At 43.4% G+C, this 15,362-nt stretch carries 13 protein-coding genes; 2 read left to right on the top strand and 11 right to left on the bottom strand.

Annotation, left to right across the window (positions count from 1 at the left end; genetic code table 11):
* Positions 1 to 62: 62 nt before the first annotated feature.
* The 7 genes from KQI91_RS08110 to KQI91_RS08080 all read right to left on the bottom strand — a co-directional run bounded on the left by KQI91_RS08110 (position 63) and on the right by KQI91_RS08080 (position 10,167).
* Positions 63 to 1,913: an ABC transporter ATP-binding protein gene (locus KQI91_RS08110; protein ID WP_216392341.1), complete on the bottom strand. Its 1,851-nt coding sequence runs from the start codon at positions 1,911 to 1,913 to the stop codon at positions 63 to 65.
* A complete protein-coding gene (locus tag KQI91_RS08105) occupies positions 1,910 to 4,072 on the bottom strand; it encodes an ABC transporter ATP-binding protein (RefSeq protein WP_216392340.1) in 2,163 nt (720 codons plus the stop codon). Before KQI91_RS08105 ends, KQI91_RS08110 begins: the two co-directional genes overlap by 4 nt.
* On the bottom strand, positions 4,069 to 4,572 hold the full coding sequence (locus KQI91_RS08100) for a MarR family winged helix-turn-helix transcriptional regulator (RefSeq protein WP_330654494.1): 504 nt from the start codon (positions 4,570 to 4,572) through the stop codon (positions 4,069 to 4,071). The genes KQI91_RS08105 and KQI91_RS08100 overlap by 4 nt, the downstream gene beginning before the upstream one ends.
* 855 nt (positions 4,573 to 5,427) lie before the next feature.
* The gene (locus tag KQI91_RS08095; protein WP_216392339.1) at positions 5,428 to 5,601 is read right to left on the bottom strand and encodes a DUF4250 domain-containing protein; all 174 of its coding nucleotides are present in this window, start codon (positions 5,599 to 5,601) and stop codon (positions 5,428 to 5,430) included.
* A 50-nt stretch (positions 5,602 to 5,651) separates the two neighbouring features.
* Positions 5,652 to 8,234, bottom strand: coding sequence for an ATP-dependent chaperone ClpB (clpB, locus tag KQI91_RS08090; RefSeq protein ID WP_216392338.1), 2,583 nt, complete (start codon positions 8,232 to 8,234; stop codon positions 5,652 to 5,654).
* A 288-nt stretch (positions 8,235 to 8,522) separates the two neighbouring features.
* Positions 8,523 to 9,746 (bottom strand): tyrosine-type recombinase/integrase, encoded by a 1,224-nt coding sequence (locus KQI91_RS08085; RefSeq protein WP_216392337.1) that lies wholly within the window; start codon positions 9,744 to 9,746, stop codon positions 8,523 to 8,525.
* A gap of 226 nt (positions 9,747 to 9,972) precedes the next feature.
* Positions 9,973 to 10,167 (bottom strand): hypothetical protein, encoded by a 195-nt coding sequence (locus KQI91_RS08080; protein WP_216392336.1) that lies wholly within the window; start codon positions 10,165 to 10,167, stop codon positions 9,973 to 9,975.
* A gap of 614 nt (positions 10,168 to 10,781) precedes the next feature.
* On the opposite strand from KQI91_RS08080, the gene KQI91_RS08075 reads away from it, so the two are divergent.
* Complete coding sequence (locus KQI91_RS08075; protein WP_216392335.1) at positions 10,782 to 11,327, top strand: helix-turn-helix domain-containing protein; 546 nt, start codon at positions 10,782 to 10,784, stop codon at positions 11,325 to 11,327.
* Between the two features lie 107 nt (positions 11,328 to 11,434).
* Here the strand turns inward: KQI91_RS08075 and KQI91_RS08070 are convergent, their stop codons facing one another.
* A complete protein-coding gene (locus tag KQI91_RS08070) occupies positions 11,435 to 11,968 on the bottom strand; it encodes a hypothetical protein (protein ID WP_216392334.1) in 534 nt (177 codons plus the stop codon).
* Between the two features lie 54 nt (positions 11,969 to 12,022).
* Between KQI91_RS08070 and KQI91_RS08065 the strand changes: the two genes are divergently transcribed.
* Positions 12,023 to 12,277: a hypothetical protein gene (locus KQI91_RS08065; RefSeq protein WP_330654492.1), complete on the top strand. Its 255-nt coding sequence runs from the start codon at positions 12,023 to 12,025 to the stop codon at positions 12,275 to 12,277.
* A 34-nt stretch (positions 12,278 to 12,311) separates the two neighbouring features.
* Here the strand turns inward: KQI91_RS08065 and KQI91_RS08060 are convergent, their stop codons facing one another.
* The 3 genes from KQI91_RS08060 to KQI91_RS08050 are packed head-to-tail and all read right to left on the bottom strand — an operon-like array spanning position 12,312 to position 15,328.
* A complete protein-coding gene (locus KQI91_RS08060; RefSeq protein ID WP_216392333.1) occupies positions 12,312 to 13,037 on the bottom strand; it encodes a response regulator in 726 nt (241 codons plus the stop codon).
* Entirely contained in the window at positions 13,030 to 15,003 is a 1,974-nt protein-coding gene (locus KQI91_RS08055; protein ID WP_216392332.1) for an ATP-binding protein, read from the bottom strand. The genes KQI91_RS08060 and KQI91_RS08055 overlap by 8 nt, the downstream gene beginning before the upstream one ends.
* Complete coding sequence (locus tag KQI91_RS08050) at positions 14,987 to 15,328, bottom strand: hypothetical protein (protein WP_216392331.1); 342 nt, start codon at positions 15,326 to 15,328, stop codon at positions 14,987 to 14,989. The genes KQI91_RS08055 and KQI91_RS08050 overlap by 17 nt, the downstream gene beginning before the upstream one ends.
* Between the last annotated feature and the right edge of the window lie 34 nt (positions 15,329 to 15,362).

Raw genomic sequence — 15,362 nt, 5'->3', positions numbered from 1 at the left:
GAGCTGACTCCTGCCAATAGCTGCCTTTTCGATGGCTTAAAATTCTGGTTTTATTTCTGGCTTTATGAGCAAAGTTCCGAAGAACCATTGTCGAACTGGCTGTTATAAAGGTCTGCATAGAATCCTTTGGCTGCCAGAAGTTCTTCGTGATTACCCTGCTCAATGATATCTCCGTCCTTCATAACGAGGATCAGATCTGCATCTTTGATTGTGGAAAGTCTGTGTGCGATAACGAAACTGGTTCGTCCCTTCATCAGATTATCCATCGCTTTCTGGATCTGCATTTCTGTTCTTGTGTCGACGGAAGATGTCGCTTCATCAAGGATCAGGATCTTGTTGTCCGCAAGGATTGCCCTCGCAATCGTAAGAAGCTGTTTCTGTCCCTGGGAAATGTTGCTGGTCTCTTCATCCAGCACCATCTGGTATCCACCCGGCTGCTGCATGATAAAGTTGTGGATATGTGCTGCTTTTGCTGCTGCGATCACTTCCTCATCGGTGGCATCCAGCCGGCCGTAACGGATGTTTTCCATGATCGTTCCGGAGAACAGCCAGGTATCCTGAAGCACCATACCGAACATCTCGTGAAGTTCGCTTCGGTTGAAGTTTCTGACATCGTGTCCGTCTACCTTGATCGCGCCCTTATTTACATCATAGAAACGCATCAGGAGTTTGACCATGGTCGTCTTACCTGCTCCGGTTGGACCTACAATTGCGATCTTCTGTCCGTCATGCACATCTGCGGAGAAATCATGAACGATGATCTTATCCGGGTTGTAGCCGAACTCTACATGCTCGAACTGCACATTTCCATTCAGACCTTCGATAGAATCCGGATGTTCCGGCTGCTGTACTTCTTCCTCTTCCTCGAGGAATTCAAATACTCGCTCTGATGCCGCTGCCGAAGACTGCAGGAGGTTCGTTACCTGTGCGATCTGCTGGATCGGCTGTGTAAAGTTACGGATATACTGGAAAAATGACTGGATATCACCGACTTCGATGGAACCTTTGATAACAAAAACTCCACCGAGCAGTGCTACCATTACATATCCGAGGTTTCCTACGAACTGCATGATCGGCATCATCATTCCTGAGAAAAACTGTGATTTCCATGCAGATTCATAAAGTTTCTTGTTGTCTTTTTCAAATTCTTCCAGAACATCATTTTCTTTGTTGAATACTCTTACTACGTCATGTCCGCCGAAATTTTCTTCGATCTGACCATTGACTGCACCAAGGTAATTCTGCTGTGCCTGGAAGTATTTCTGTGAATGCTTCATCACTGCCTGGATGATAAACATGGAAACCGGCAGGATCAGAAGTGCTGCCAGTGTCATCCACACGTTGATGGAAAGCATCATGATAAATACACCGATCAGAGTTGTCACAGATGTGATAAGCTGTGTCAGACTCTGGTTCAGACTCATCTGCAGTGTATCAACATCGTTTGTTACACGGGAGAGGATTTCACCGTTTGTCCTGCTCTCAAAATAGTTGAGTGGCAGTTTGTTGATCTTCTTTGAAATATCTTTTCTTAAATTATAGGTTACATCATTGGAAATTCCGGTCATGATCCATCCCTGTATAAAGGAGAAACATGCACTTGCCAGGTATAATCCCAGTGTCCACAGAAGGATCGTTCCGATCTTCGTGAAATCAATGCCTCCGGTTCCGTTTACCTTTGCAACCAGACCTGTATAAAGTTCGGTCGTCGCTTTACCAAGAATCTTTGGTCCTGCGATGTTAAAGATTGTTCCTGCGATCGCAAAAATGAACACCATCACAAAACGCAGTTTATAGCGTCCCATGTAGCGGAACAGTTTGCCCATCGCACCTTTGAAGTCTTTTGCTTTTTCTGTCGGGCGCATGCCTCTTCCATGACCGCCCATCGGTCCACGTCGTCTCTGTTCACTCATGCCAATTCCTCCTCTGACAGCTGACTCATTGCGATCTGGCGGTAAACCTCACAGTTCTTCATCAGCTCTTTGTGAGAACCGATACCAGCCATATGTCCATCATCCAGGACAATGATCTTGTCTGCATTCAGGATCGTACTGATACGCTGTGCAACAATGATCGTTGTCGCATCTTTTGTATGTGCTTTGAGTGCTTTACGCAGTGTACTGTCAGTCTTGAAGTCCAGTGCGGAAAAGCTGTCGTCAAAAATAAAGATCTCCGGTTTCTTGGCAATCGCTCTCGCGATCGAAAGTCTCTGTTTCTGTCCACCGGATACGTTGGTTCCTCCCTGTGCGATCGGGGATGTGTATTTCTCCGGTTTTGTCTCAATAAACTCCGTTGCCTGGGCAACTTCTGCTGCTTCTTTTACTTCTGCTTCTGAAATATCCGTCTTACCGTAACGGATGTTGGAATCGATCGTACCAGAGAAAAGAACTCCCTTCTGCGGCACATATCCAAGTCTGGCTCTTACTTCTTTCTGTGTCATATCACGGACATCGATACCGTCCACCAGAACTTTACCTTCTGTCACATCGTAAAAACGAGGAATCAGGTTTACAAGAGTACTCTTGCCACTTCCGGTACTTCCGATGATGGCGATCGTCTCACCCTTCTCCGCCTTGAAGGAAATGTCCGTCAGGACATTTTCTCCTGCTTCCGGATAAGCAAAACTTACATGGTCGAATTCAACCGTTCCTTTGACATTTTCGGCTGGCTGAACCGGATTTTCCGGATCTGTGACGCTTACTTTTGTCTTGAGGACATCGTTGATACGGAGTGCTGCCACGTTTGCTCTCGGGAGCATGATGGACATGGCTGTGATCATCAGGAAGGACATGATGATCTGCATCGCGTACTGGATGAATGCCATAACGTTACCTACCTGCATGGTTCCGTTATCAACGGCATAGGAACCGCTGTAAATGATCAGTACGGAAACACCGTTCATGATCAGCATCATGGTCGGCATCATGAAGGTCATACATCTGTTGACAAACAGGTTGGTCTTTGTCAGTCGCTCGTTTGCTTCTTCGAAACGTTCTTCTTCGTGTTCCTCACGGCTGAATGCACGGATGACCGGGATACCGGTAAGAATCTCACGTGTTACCAGATTCAACTTGTCGACCAGTGTCTGTAATGCGGTAAATTTCGGCATTGCCACCTGGAATAGAACGATAATAACTACCAGGATCAGTCCGACTGCCAGACCAAGGATCCAGGTCATGGAAGAATCGGTCTTAAGTACACGGATCACACCTCCGATACCAAGGATCGGGGCATAAAGAACAATACGGAAAAGCATTGCCATTACCTGCTGCACCTGCTGGATATCGTTCGTACAGCGGGTGATCAGGGATGCTGTGGAAAACTTATGGTATTCACGGCTTGAGAAGGTGATAACCTTGCGGTACACGGCATTTCTCAGGTCATGTCCAAGTGCTGCTGCCACTCTGGAAGAAAGAAATACCACACAGATCGCACAGAGCATCGTTACCAGTGCCATGCCAAGCATCTTGACACCTGCGATCTTGATGTAATGCATCTGGATCGCATCGACATCCTCGCCCATCGCCTCGTATTCACTCTTTACATAAGCAACGCCTGCCTGGGTGATGATGGAATCCTGCATGCTGTCGATCTTCTCGCTGATCTGCTCAGTCATCGCGTCAAGTGCTTCCTCTGGCATCATGGCGATCGCCTGCATCGGGTCGGTTCCCTCCGGAACGCCCATCTGGGAGAGCATGGCTGTAACTTCATCGCTTCCGGATGAAAAGCTTGCTGCGATCATCATCGGCTTGCCGAAGATGCTGTTCAGTTCGTCTCGTTCGTCACTTGTTATATCTTCTTTGAGTACGAGATCATCTCCATCTTCTTCATAAAAAGAATCTACGGTTTCCTTGTCGTCATCGTCCATAAACAGTTGTAAGCTGTCCATGGAAGTCTGTCTGATCTTTTCAGGCACATTATCTTCGATACCACTCTGCTGAATACCCACATTCACGATCTTGGATGTGTAGTCCGGCAAAGACAGATCGCAGTATGCCTGCAGAAACAGAAGTGCTATGATCAGAACTACATAGCCTGCTGATTTTTTCAGATACTTCATCAGTTTGATCACTTTTGCTGCCTCGCTTTCTTTGTGTCATTTTTTCCGGAGCTGCCCGGTATCTTATCAATATTCTCCGTGATCTGCTCCAACATTCTTCTCAAAAGGCAAAGTTCTGCATCACTGAGACCGCTGAGGAGGATCTTTTCATTCTCTTTCACTTTCTTCATGCCATTTTCCTTCGCCTGTTTGCCTTTCTCTGTCAGGTAGATCCTGGAGATACGCTGATCTTTTTCATCTGCTTCTCTGTAGAGAAATCCTGCCTTTTCCAGTCGCTGGACGGTCACGTTGACGGTCGGCGGCTTGATCCGCAAATGCTCTGCGATCTCCCGCTGGCTCAGTCCGTCCCTGTGTGCCAGAAGTCCCAGCACCGGAATCTGTCCCGGATAAATCCCTACTTCCTGCATCTGACCAAAGCATTTGCCCATAAACCGGCGGTCGATCCGCATGAACATTGACAGAAAGCTCTGGCTGTGTTCCTGGCAAAACCCTGGTTCTTCGTCTATAAACACCTCTTCACCTCCGTAAAAATATTTTCAATTGATTAGGCGGCTATTAATTAGTCGGCTAATTGTTTATTATATGGATTTGCACAAAAAAAGCAACTGGTTTTTGAAGATTTCACAGAATTTTTAGATTTTGTAGCTAATAAATGATTTGGCAGGCTAATAAATATAAGAAAAGTAATGCTCTGGTATATAAACAGTCCCGTTCGAAAACAGCTTCGGAATTTGGAAACACTATGGTTCTTTCCATTCTGCTAAATACATGAAGAAAAAGTGCATAACTCGCCTCACGGCTCAAACAATGCACTTTTTCTCCATAACGCAGACTGTAGAGAACCTAAGTGTTACCATAAATTCCTCCAGAGGTTTCCTGAACGGGACTGTTTATACCCAGAGCTATTCTCTTGCTCTAATTTATTAGCTTCACGGTGGGCTGCCACTCCCCGGACCGCGCTTCGCGCTGGGCTAATCATCTATCAGGCACCGCGAGGTATCGGGCTACGCTGACCTCCGGCCGGGTTCTTCCCCATTCACCACACTACCCGCTATAAAGTACGGGGATAAATGGAAGTATAAAAAAAGAAGACCCGTGGCCGATGATTTTCGGGAAGATTCTCTGCCTCTGGCTCGCCTGAAAAACTTCGTGAAGGTTTCTGGTATACAGGTTTTTGCGTTGATACAGAAAATGCTGCTGTCTGAGCATCTTTGATGCGAGTTCAGCTCTTTTCTGTATCGTTTTTAGCAAAGTTCTGTATGCCTTGACACCTTAGAAGTTTTGAATTGAGACAGACACAGAGAATCTTTCATCGAAAATCTCCAGTCTAAGTCTTCTTTTACTCTCCCATCATCGCCGGGAATCCTTTATAAAAACTGATTTTTCTCCGCATCGTATTCGTAATCAATCGACGCGAGTTTTTCCACCAGTTCTTCCCTGGACACATCTTTGTCTTCGCAAAAAGCATCCAGAGAAGAATAAAAATCTCTGAGCTGTGTGTTGACGTAGCTCAACAGCATCACCGGATCTTTTGGTATCATAATTTACCTCCTGTGGTATTCTGCCGCTGAATACTTTACACAGCAACAGATTATTTCGTATTGATCACAAACTCACCGTCTCTGACATCGAGCACAAGAGTGTCTCCCTGATGAACGTCGCCGGAAAGGATCTTCTTGGCTGCAAGTGTCTCTACATAGTTCTGCAGATAACGTTTCAGCGGACGTGCACCGTATACCGGGTCGTAGCCGTTCTCGATTACCTGAGTTCTTGCTGCATCAGTCAGTTCCAGAGAAAGTTCCTGGTCTGCCAGACGGTCACTGAGTTCGCGCACCATAAGGTCTACTATGCCGCCAATGTTGTCTTTTGTCAATGGTTTGAACATGATAATTTCATCCAGACGGTTCAGGAACTCTGGACGGAAATGTCCACGCAGGTCATTCATGACCAGTTCCTGTGCATCCGGTTTGATGTCTCCGTTCTCGTCGATTCCATCGAGAAGATACGGAGAACCGATATTGGAAGTCATGATCAGGATGGTATTCTTGAAGTCTACCGTTCTGCCCTGAGAGTCGGTGATACGACCATCGTCCAGAACCTGCAGAAGTACATTGAATACATCCGGATGTGCTTTCTCAATCTCATCAAACAGTACTACGCTGTATGGTTTACGACGAACAGCTTCTGTAAGCTGACCGCCCTCTTCATATCCAACATATCCCGGAGGCGCTCCGATCAGACGGGATACAGAATATTTCTCCATGTACTCACTCATATCAATTCGCACCATATTCTGCTCGTCATCAAACAGAGTCGCTGCCAGAGTCTTGGCAAGTTCTGTCTTACCAACACCGGTAGGTCCAAGGAACAGGAAGGAACCGATCGGTTTGGACGGGTCTTTGATTCCTGCTTTGGAACGAAGGATTGCATCTGTAACAAGGCGAACCCCTTCATCCTGTCCGATCACACGTTTGTGAAGTTCATCTTCCAGTCCGAGAAGTTTGGTTCTCTCTCCTTCGGTCAGTTTTGTTACCGGAATACCGGTCCAGCGGGAGATGATCCTTGCGATCTCATCATCTGTAACAGCTTCATGTACCAGACTGCGATCACTTTCTTTGACCTGTTTTTCTTCAATCTCAAGCTGCTGCTGGAGTTTCGGAAGTTCACCATACTGCAGTTCTGCAGCCTTTTCCAGATCGTAGTTCTGTTTCGCTTTCTGGATCTGTTTATTGATATCCTCGATCTGCTCACGTAATTTCTGGAGCTTCTCTACGGAATGTTTCTCATTATCCCACTGGGCTTTCTGAGTATTGAAGGTGTCACGCATCTCTGCAAGTTCTTTCTGCAGTTCTGCAAGACGTTCCTTGCTCAGATTGTCTGTTTCTTTCTTAAGGGCAGATTCCTCGATCTCCATCTGCATAATCTTACGTCTCTGCTCATCCAGCTCAGTCGGCATGGAATCCAGTTCGGTCTTGATCAGGGCACAGGCTTCATCGACCAGGTCGATGGCTTTATCAGGCAGGAATCTGTCTGTGATGTATCTGTGTGAAAGGGTTGCTGCGGCTACCAGGGCACTGTCTGTAATCTTAACGCCATGGAAAACTTCGTATCTTTCTTTCAGTCCACGAAGGATGGAAATGGTATCTTCTACCGTTGGCTCATCTACCATGACTGGCTGGAAACGACGTGCCAGTGCAGCATCTTTTTCGATGTACTGACGATACTCATCCAGTGTAGTTGCACCGATACAGTGCAGCTCACCTCTGGCAAGCATAGGTTTCAGCATGTTACCTGCGTCCATCGCACCGTCTGTCTTACCGGCTCCGACGATCAGATGAAGCTCATCTATGAAGAGGATGATCTCACCCTCGCTCTTCTTCACTTCTTCGAGAACGGCTTTGAGACGTTCCTCGAATTCACCACGGTACTTCGCGCCTGCAACCAGAGCACCCATATCCAGGGCAAAAATCTTCTTGTCCTTCAGACCTTCCGGGACATCGCCTGCGACGATTCGCTGTGCCAGACCTTCGATTGCTGCTGTCTTACCAACACCAGGCTCACCGATCAGTACCGGGTTGTTCTTTGTCTTACGGGAAAGGATGCGGACAATGTTGCGGATCTCTGCATCACGTCCGATGACCGGATCAAGTTTCTGATTTCTTGCCTTCTCGACAAGATCCTCACCGTATTTATTCAGGGTATCGTAAGTTGCCTCCGGGTTGTCGCTGACAACTCTCTGGTTGCCTCTCACGGTAGAAAGTGCCTGGAGAAATCTTTCTCTGGTAATACCGAATTCATTGAAGATCTTCTTCATGCTCGGGCTCGGCTGTGTCAGCAGGGACAGGAACAGATGCTCAACGGAAACATATTCATCTCCCATTGCCTTTGCTTCGTTCTCCGCATTTACAAGCGACTTGTTCAGATACTGACCAAATCTCAGATCACCGCCAGATACCTTAACCTTCGCATCCAGAGCTTTCTTTACTACGTTGATAAAATAATCTTTATTGATTTCCATCTTCTCAATCAGCTTGAGAATCAGGCTGTCTTCCTGTGTCAGCAGCGCATACAGAAGATGCTCCTGCTCTACTTCCTGGTTGCCATACTCATAAGCAACTTTTTCAAGGTCCTGAACAGCCTGAATGGATTTCTGTGTAAATTTACTGATATTCATAGGCTTTCCTCCTCTATATCGTAGGAAAAGGATACCGAAATTTCTTTCCGTACCCTTTGGGTTATCTTTGTTATACTGGTAATATAACACGTGTCGTTAGCCAAGTCAAGAGGTGAGTGCTAATTTTTTGTGAAGAATTTGTGAATCCTTGATTTTATGGGCTTCACAGAGGTTTTTCACTTGCTTTCGCACTCGATTTTCTTGATTTGACCACATTTTTACGACAAATCTTTGGAAAAATATATTCTCCTGATTTTCTTACCACATTTTACGACAACGACTTATGGTTCATACCACAGCAGGTACCGTTTCTGGCAGGTTCATTTTGGACATCTCGTTCTCCACATGAGACTTCTCTGCAATATGATTATAGACATTCATGGTAATCTGTGCATCTGAATGGCCCATCACATACTGCATAACCTTTGGATTAACATTGTTCTCACCCAGTCTGGTACATCCTGTATGCCGGAGGATATGCGAAGAAATATGAGGCATCAGCTCCGGTTCTCTGTTCTCTTTTTCTGCCAGTGTGGTTTCTTTCTTATTGTAAGCATTGACAATATTTTTCAGAAAACTGTTTACTCCTGCTGGCATGATCGGACGTCCATGCTTTGTATTGAAGATGAATCCACTACGTCCACCGATCTCCACCTTGCTCTGTAACCCAAGCATCAGATTCAGTTCTTTTTGCTTGCGGAATGCATCATATACCATCTGCGTCATAGGAATATCTCTGATACCTGCATCCGTTTTGGTTTCTGAATCATGGAAACAATATCCCTCATCGCCTTCATAATATACAAGCTGTCCACCTACATGGATTTCCCTGTTCTTCATATCCACATCTGACCAGGTTAAGCCGATTGTCTCGCTCACTCGCAGGCAGGCTCCAAACATAACCTGCATCATTGGAAGATGTGGCTTGTACACTTTGCTTTGCTCTACGAACTTCAGAAGTTTCTCTTGCTGTGCAAGCGTCAGAGCTTCTTTCTCCTTTGCCGGAGTCCCATAATCTCCAAGTGTTCCTGTTACCGGATTCTTACGGATAATTCCATCTTCCACTGCCAGTTCAAAACTGGGATTCAATAAGCCATAAAGACCTTTGATCGTACTGTGTGCCAGTCCTTCATCTGACAATGCTGAAAAGAATGTCCTTACGTGAGATGTCTTAAAATCCACAACACGAATATTTCCCAAAGTATTTCGTATCCGATAGTCCCACATACGGATATAATTCTTTTTTGTTCTTTCCTTGATATTCTTTGTTGCCATGTATCGCTCAAACAACGTATTTACGGTCAGCTTCTTGACTGATGCATCGGTAATAAGCAGATCATCCATATCCTTATTGATCTTCTTTTCCATTTCCCGCAGACTCGCCAGATCAGCTGCATAAACCGAATTACGCTTTCCAGTAATTTCATCCTTATAACGATACTCATAACGTCCATCCGGACGCTGGTATTCACCTGTTTTTAAATTTCTGCCTTTATTATCTTTTCTTGCCATATCGATCATTCCTTTCACTTCATTTCTTTGTTATTCGGAATGATTTTTGTCCTGTCGTATCAGTCATTTTTGTCTGATATCTGCTCACAGATTAACATAATATTTTAAGATTTCCAAGGGTAAATTCCTGCAAAATGCTAATTTTTTATCCGCTGTTTTTACAGGAATATTTTGCCCCTTTTTCATTCCGAAGGAAAGTTGTTGTATTTTATCCTTTTATCTTTCATTACACTGCCATTGCATCAAGATATTTTTTTATCTTATCCACGTTATAAAGAACACGTCTTCCAACAATCACTTTTGCTTCTGCATAGTCTGCAATTTTCTTTGCAGTTACTTCTCCGCAGGATAACATTGCCATTAAGCCTTCAATGTCTACGGTCAGACGATTCTCCGCATTATATTCTGTTGTTTTCCTCATGATGCACATACCTCCTTTCCTCCGTATTCTTCTGCATCACCTCCCAGACAGCGGTTATGCCCGTTGTCAGTGCATTTTATTTTTGATTGGACTGCTTACAATGATTTTCCATTCTGTTCGGCGTGTTGGCTTCCATTCGTATAGGCGGTGTCAACGTTACTACCGAAAATGTGCCACTGGCACATTTATCGACATCCTAAGGGAAGTTGACCTCTATCAGAAATCTTTCTGAATACTGGCAGCTTCTTCTCAAACATACCAGCCGTTGCCGGAGTATCTTCGGCTCCCACATCCTACTCTCTGGTACAGCGGTGGAACCCTGTATTATCCTTTAAGCCCTGAAAGGCACCTATACAGCTCATTTAATTTTCAAGGTTCTGTAATCAAAGTTGCACATTTTTGTAGGTATACATTTTTGTACCTATTTGATTTAATGCCATTATATCCCCCTCTACTGCCAATGTCAATACCATCTCATGCATTTTAGGTTCTTTTTTGTACTCTTTTTCATTGATTTTTTGTTAATTTATGTTATAATATGGACAAATAATTATTCATTTCTTGGTTTTTCTATATTAAATGAAATTTATCAGGACTAATACAGAGGTGGCTTTATGAATTTTAATCTGAAATTAAAAAAAATCCGGACATTCCGGAAAATGACGCAAAAAGAATTATCAGAGAAGATTGGACTGACCGATCAGCATAGAATTGTACAATATGAAAAAGGCGTTCGTGTCCCGAAAAAAGATCTGGTCGATAAGATGGCAAAAGCACTTGATGTCAACCCGTATACTCTCTACGACACTGCTGGACGGGATGCTCCTGAAATGATGGAACTACTTTTCTGGCTGGATGAATTTAATCCATCTGCATTGCATCTGTTTCTCCCCAAAAAATTTCCCGGAGAAAAATGTAATGAAGTAGCTGACACATCCGTTTACTACCATGATAATGATAACTGGCCTGCTCATGCACCTGTCTGTATGTGGTTTGATTATGGAATTCTGAATGATTTTTTGAAAGAATGGGTAGTTCGGATGGATGAGCTGAAATCCGGTGTGATTACCAGAGATGAATATTTTGAATGGAAAATCAACTGGCCTCAAACCTGTGATGGATGTGGGAAATATGAACCTAAGAAAAAATGGTGTTCGTAAAAGCAGAACTGAGTGAAGCTTAGCAAAACTTAAATTCACCGCATTTTTCCTCTTCGGCAAAAGAAAAAGCACTGTAAACCAATAATCAAACGGTTTCAGTGCTTTTTTCATATCCATACAGTTATCAAAAAAGCCAGACACGCCACGACACTTCCCAAAAGAAATTCTTTCACAATATGTCTCTTTAATTCAATAGAAGACCAGAATTCCGCCAAATAGAAAACCATACATATTATTGCTACTATCCATCCTAAGCAATCACTTAAAATTAGATAAGGTAATGTACAACTACACGCATGTCCACTGGCACGAATTTTAAATCCTTTATTTATAATCGTAAGTATCATAACTGCTAAAAAATAAGCGTTAAAAATCCATTGCAACATTTTGCTGCAACCTGCCAAATAGCCAATCAGCATTGCCGCCAGATATGATATAAAATTAAAAACAAATGCCATTTTTCGTTGATTATTACGATTTTCTCTTTGAGAATTTTTCTTGATAGCAATTGGGTAGGAACAAATTGGTATAATAGTCAGAAATAATATCGCCAAGAACAAATTGTCTAAAGTTCCAAATTCTTCACGTTTTATTCCGTACAGTATCAGAATGGCGATATTGATCCTTGTGTATTCATTCACTATTCTGATTCAAACATCCGTGAAAAGACTTTACTTGAAACCCTGCGTTCTCCAATGATGATGGCTTATCACAGGAATCAGCCATTCAATGAAAATATGCTCCGCCCGTGTCTGATGCTGGAAAATCCGCAGAAACTTCGCGAAATGGTTACTACTGCCGGTGCACATTCCACTGACCTGCCGTCACCGGAAAGTGCTGAACATCTCTGTTCAAAATGTGACCATTATGCAGAACACTGGAAACCGGTAGCAGACAAGCTTTGGAAAGAAAACCGCAGAAAACACAACGAAAAGCATTCTCAGAATTAAAACTGGAGCATATAATTAAGCAGGAGACTAACCATTAGTTGTCAGTCTCCTGCTCAGTTTTCTCAATTCTAAGCATACGATATCCAATACCAATATGAGTCTGGATGTATTGCACCCCATTTTTCTCAGGTTCCAGTTTTTTTCGTAATGTCGCCATAAAAACCCTAAGAGATGCAATATCGTTTTCCAAACACCGCCCCCAAATCTGCTGGGTAATATACGTATGCGTCAATACCTTTCCCACATTACGGGATAGAAGGCAGATCAGCTTATATTCAATGGGTGTCAGATGCAGTTCTTCTCCCTTCAGATATGTACAGCCGGCTGTATAATCTATTTTTAATTCACCATTTTCAAAAACAGAAATCTCCAGCTGCTCCCCTGCCAGCGTTATGGCAAGCCTTCTTTGGGTGACACGGATACGTGCAAGTAATTCCTCCACGGAAAATGGTTTTGTAATATAATCATCAGCCCCTGCATCCAATGCCTCTATTTTGTCCGTATCCTCACTTCTGGCGCTGATCACAATGATCGGCATGTTGGACCAGGTACGGATTTTCTTTATTACCTCCACGCCTTCCATATCAGGAAGCCCGAGATCCAATAGAACAATATCCGGATTGTGGGAAGAAGCCTCCAAAATAGCCGAAAATCCGTTTTCTGCCGACAGATATTTATAGTCATGTGTTTTTAATGTAGTGACAATCAGATTTCGTATGGGCCTGTCATCCTCCACTACCAGGATTAATGTCTTATTCATTTAATGTCACCTCGCTTAAGGGTAAAGTAAAAGTAAAATTGCATCCATGCGGAGTATAGTCTGTCAGAACCAGTGTTCCGTCATGTGCTTCTATAATAGAGCGGCAAAGTGCCAGACCAAGTCCCAGGCTCCGATAGCTGTCCGTAACTGTTGTTTTCCCTGTATAAAACATCTCGAAGATATGAGGCTTCATTTCTTCTGGGATTCCAGGACCGTTATCTTCCACGCTTATCTGCGCCTTCCCACCAGATTTCTTTCCCTGAATATGGATTACAGAACCTGGCGGCGTATATTTTATGGCATTATCAATTAAATTTACAAAAACTTGTATAATAAGGCGAACATCCATACGTGTAAGAACCAGTTCTTCACAGTCTGTCACAATTTTATAACCATCATGTTTCCTGCTGATATGTCGAAGTGATTCTGCAATCACTTCATCCAAAAGCTGATCCGTAAATTTAAATTTCAATCTTCCATCATTCAATCTGGTAATGGAAAGAAGATTCTCCACAACTCCGATCAGCCATTCGGAATCATCATAGATGTCGGTGTAAATCTGATGCCTGGTAACCTCGTCCAAGCGGTCGCTGTTGCTAAGAAGCATATCTGCATTGCCGGAAATAGAGCAGAGCGGAGTCCGAAGATCATGGGAGATTGCACGGAGAAGATCTGCACGGAGCTGCTCATTTTTGGCTAAAACAGCATTTTTCTCTTTTTCCATGGCATTTTGTGCATTCTGCATGGCAAGCGCACATTCATTTATTACAGATAGCAGAATACTGTACTCAAAAGAATCCAGTGTTTCTTTTTGTAGCGGTATCCCAATTACACCGTAAACATTATTCCCACTTCTGATTGCCAGATATAAACATTTGGCTTGGGGGAAATGGTGCGTGGATGCGCCGGCACGCTGTTTGTTTTCATAAGTCCATTTGGCTACCTTCTGCTCTTCTGGTGTTAAAAAATCCTCAATATTTTCTTTTTCCCCAGAGAAAAGTTTTCCCTCTGATAAAGTTCCATTTACCACTACATATGCTGTAATATTACGGTTTAATAAGCGGATAAGCTGTGTACAGGTAACTCCAAGAATCTCTGTTTCCCCTTTTGCCTTCTGTATCAGGCAGTCTGTATCAAACAGAATCTGTGTGCGAAAAGCAAGCTGTGCAGAAAGCTTTGCATGTGTTTTCAGCTTTGCCGCAAGTACTCCCATAAGTACGGATGAAATAAGCATGATAAGAAAGGTTATCGGATATCCCACTGCATATGTCTGAAAAGACATTCTTGGCTCTGTGAGAAAAAAACAAAATAAGAATACGCTCAAAAAGGAGCCTGCTATACTACAAAGGTATCCATCTGTCACAATTGAGGTAAGCAGAACTCCCAGAATATATATGGTTACAATGTTCGTATCCGTGAAATTTAGCTTCTGGAATAGCAAACCAATTAAAGTACATACTGCAAATATAAAAACGGTCAGAAAATAATCTTTTACAGATGGTTTTTCCGCATACCATGTAAATGACCGCTTCGGATAGGTTCTGTTTTTTACCGCCTCCGGGATAATATGGATATCGATGTCCGGCACAATTTCAATCAGCTTTTCCGTCAGAGTTGATTTGCTGAAAAAGTGATTTCGTCTGGCATTGCTTTGTCCGATAACAATTATTGTAACACTGGAAAGTCTGGCATATTCTGCAATCTGCACGGGCACATTTTCCCCATGAGTCATTACTATTTCTGCCCCAAGTTTTTCCGCATACCGGATATGTTCTTCCAGCTTTTCTTTATCCATGGATTCTGCTTTTGTACCGGTCTGCACATACAAAGCTGTAAAACGAGCCTGCAACGCATTTGCCATCTTTGCTGCTGTATCTACTATTTTTAGATTCGAGGGTGCTGCGGACAGACATACAAGAATATGGTCATCTGCCTTTTGAGTATCATCTTCAATTTTCTGATTCATCCTGCCTATCCCCTTTTTCTGCTGTTTTGGAAATTATATCATGTGACTGTGTTATGGTCAAAATCTTTTCTGCCTCTTCAGCCTGTCCATCAAAAATGATAATTTCTGCTTCTTTATATTGGCTTTTACACTCGTGAACCTCTTTTAACAATTCTTTATCCGAAAGATTGTTCAAAAATAGTATCTTCGATAAAGTCTGCTTTCCTTCCGGTTTGTCTTTGACAGTTTCCTGTATGGTATCCAAAAACTGATCTATTTTATTGGCAATATAAAAGCCAAACCCAAACATGCAAAATACAGCAACCGCTAGCATTCCCTGTACCATTACCATCACCTCTTTATCAGTCACTCTGGCAATT

The sequence above is a fragment of the Blautia sp. MSJ-19 genome, from assembly GCF_018918125.1.
Lineage (GTDB): Bacteria > Bacillota > Clostridia > Lachnospirales > Lachnospiraceae > Blautia_A.
This window is presented reverse-complemented; position numbering and strand designations above follow the sequence as displayed.